The following is a 773-nucleotide window of genomic DNA, read 5'->3' as shown; positions in this document are numbered from 1 at the left end:
GCACCCGCACCCGCACCCGCGAACCGTGAGCTCACCCGCTCACACCCCGCCAACCCGCGCATGATGGACGTATGCCCGAAGGAGACACCGTCCTGCAGACCGCGAAGCGGCTGCACAGCGCACTGGCCGGCCAGGTCCTCACCCGGTCCGATCTGCGCGTCCCGCGGTTCGCCACCGCCGATCTCACCGGACGAACCGTTCTCGGTGTCTCCTCGCGCGGCAAGCATCTGCTGACCCGCGTCGAGGGCGGCCTCACCCTCCACAGCCATCTGCGGATGGACGGCGCCTGGCGCGTCTACGCCCCCGACGAACGCTGGCGGGGCGGCCCCTCCCACCAGATCCGCGCCATCCTGGCCAACGCCACGCACACCGCCGTGGGCTACCGCCTCCCCGTCCTCGAACTCCTGCGTACGAAGGACGAGGAGCAGGCCGTCGGTCACCTCGGCCCGGACCTGCTGGGCCCGGACTGGAACGCCGACACCGCGCTGCGCAATCTGCTCGCCGACCCCGCCCGCCCCCTCGGCGAAGCCCTTCTGGACCAGCGCAACCTGGCCGGTATCGGCAACGTCTACAAGTGCGAGCTCTGCTTCATGGCCCGGGCCACCCCCTGGCTCCCCATCGGCCGACTGCCCGAACCCACCGCAGCCCTCCTGGTCACCACGGCCAAGCAGCTCCTGGAAGCCAACCGCGACCGTCCGGTCCGCACCACCACCGTCGGCGCCCGCCCCCGGGCCACCGCCGCTCCGGCGCCCCGCGACCGTCGCACCGGCCAG

General features: G+C 72.8%; 1 protein-coding gene. It reads left to right on the top strand.

The features are described from left to right. Positions 1–71: 71 nt before the first annotated feature. A partial coding sequence (locus JGS39_RS39820; protein ID WP_219574628.1) for a DNA-formamidopyrimidine glycosylase family protein occupies positions 72–773 on the top strand: 702 nt, incomplete at its 3' end.

The organism is Streptomyces poriferorum (assembly GCF_019399235.1).
Taxonomy (GTDB): domain Bacteria; phylum Actinomycetota; class Actinomycetes; order Streptomycetales; family Streptomycetaceae; genus Streptomyces; species Streptomyces poriferorum.
The sequence above is the reverse complement of the archived record's forward strand: the minus strand, read 5'-3'. Positions and strand labels throughout refer to the sequence as shown.